The sequence below is a fragment of the Komagataeibacter swingsii genome, assembly GCF_003207895.1.
GTDB classification, from domain to species: domain Bacteria; phylum Pseudomonadota; class Alphaproteobacteria; order Acetobacterales; family Acetobacteraceae; genus Komagataeibacter; species Komagataeibacter swingsii.
In genome coordinates, this window is record NZ_NKUB01000069.1 from 1 (window position 1) to 2,173 (window position 2,173).

At 56.9% G+C, this 2,173-nt stretch carries 1 protein-coding gene; it reads left to right on the plus strand.

The genetic code is table 11. The features are described 5' to 3' along the window. Positions 1-2,173, plus strand: a 2,173-nt coding sequence (locus CFR76_RS17280; RefSeq protein ID WP_244192003.1) for a TonB-dependent receptor, incomplete at both ends; no start/stop codon positions are given.

Sequence of the window (2,173 nt, forward strand, 5' to 3'; positions counted from 1 at the left end):
CATCGACATCACCGCTGGCGGTTGCCGCAACGGCGCCTGCCAGCGCCCAATCGGTTGATACGAAACATGTTGCCGCACACCGTTCCGCCGCCACGCCACGCCACCAGGGCGCGGCAGTACCCAAGGCATCGCCCGAGCAGATAACGGTGACCCGGTCACATGCGCAGCGTTACCTGGCCACGCCGGGCACGGTCAATACGATCAGCGGGAAAGAACTGCGCTCGCTTCACCTTGAAAGCCCGAAGGATATCGCAGCGTTCACCCCCGGTGTGACCGCAACGAACGCCGTGTCCGGCTCGGCGCCCATTTTCTCCATCCGTGGTGTCGGACTGGATGACTATGTTGGGACCAACATGGGCGGGATCGGCATTTATCTGGATGGCGTATTCGCTCCCTTTCCTGTATTCTATACAGGCCAGATGCTTGATATCGAAAGCGTCGCCACGGAAAAAGGCCCGCAGGGCTTTGAGATGGGGCGCAGCACCACGGGTGGCAGCATCAATATCCAGTCTGTAAAACCATCGGACAAATTCGGTGGTTATGCGGAATGGGGCTACAGCAGCTACAATACCAACCGTGGCCGCTTTGCCATCAACACCCCCATCACCAGCCGGATATCCAATCGCCTGGCCTTCAATTATGTCAAGGGCGATGGCTGGCAGAAAGACATCTCGACCGGCGCGCGCTATGGTTCGCAGGACCTTCTGGCCATTCGCAACCTGACCCGATTTACGATAGACGATACATCTTCCCTGCTGCTGAACCTGCATTACACACGCGACAAGGGCACCTCCACCTCACCACAGGACCTGGGGCCGGTTTCCAGCGGTGATACGGGCATGAACCCTGCGGCCAATGCGGTCAGCGTGGGCAACGCCGTTCCCCAGCGAAACGAGAATGGTGGGGGCGTATCCGTCAATTATACCAAGGCGTTCGACTTTGGTGATTTCTCGTCCACGACAGCCATCGATTTCTATCGTCGTGACGATACTGACAACTATGATGGCTCAGCCATTCATGTTTCCGATTACCGATGGAATGATACCGCCATAGCGCAGTCGCATGACATGCACCTGCGCATGAACCTGGCGAAAATCTTCCACCTGACCGTTGGCGTTTTCGAATCATATGACAAGATTGACGGCGCCTATACCAGTGATCGCATGCAGTCCGTCAGCGAGATTGACCTGACCAATCACTTTTCCCAGCAGAACCTGTCCACTGGCGTTTATGTCAATACGGTTACCAATATTACAAAAAAACTGGACTTCATTGCATCGGGCCGTTTTTCGTATGACGAACGCGGTTTTGACGGGGGATCGCGGTACTCGGCCATTGGCGCCGGCAGCCCAAGGCTTCTGCCGCCCTATAACGCGCAGGTCGGCGATGCACTGACCGGTGTTAATGAACGCCATGACTATCACCGCTTTACCGGCCGTGTGGGCCTGCGCTACCAGATCGTGCCGGGCACTTACGCCTATGGCACGATCTCAAATGGTTACAAGGCGGGTTCCTATTTTGCCGCACCCGTGCTGGCGGCCGGGGCGCTTGATTACGTCAAGCCGGAAAACCTGATTGCATATGAAGTCGGCATCAAGTCTTCCCTCCTGCATGACAGGCTTGTGGTGGAAGGCTCCCTGTTCGACTATGAATACCACAACCGCCAGACCCTGTTCTTCGCGCCGATAACGCCGACCACGAACTCGCTTACGCTGGGCACGATCCCGCGGGCGCGCACCCGTGGTGGTGAACTGTCCACCACACTGCATAACCTGGTGCCCAACCTCGATATCCGTGGTTCCTTTGCCTATCTTGATGCGCAGGTCAAAAGCCCGGTCAACTACATTAACGGCCTGTCCCTTGACCCGTCGGTAGCGCACAACTCCCCGCTTCCCTTTGCACCCCGCTTTTCATGGAGTGCTGTCGCGCGTTACAACATCGATGTTGACCGCTACCGTGTCACGCTGCAGGCCAGCTATACATGGAAAGACAACATGTGGACGGCGCTGGGCGACAACAACGCCAAGAGCAGCAAGATCAGTTCCCTTGGCCTGCGCATGGAGGTTGGTCCCAAGACAGGCAAATGGACGGCCGCCGTGTATGTTGACAACCTGCAGAACAACAAGGGCAGCCTGTATTCCTTTACCGGAAGTGACAACAACCGTGTCCAGTA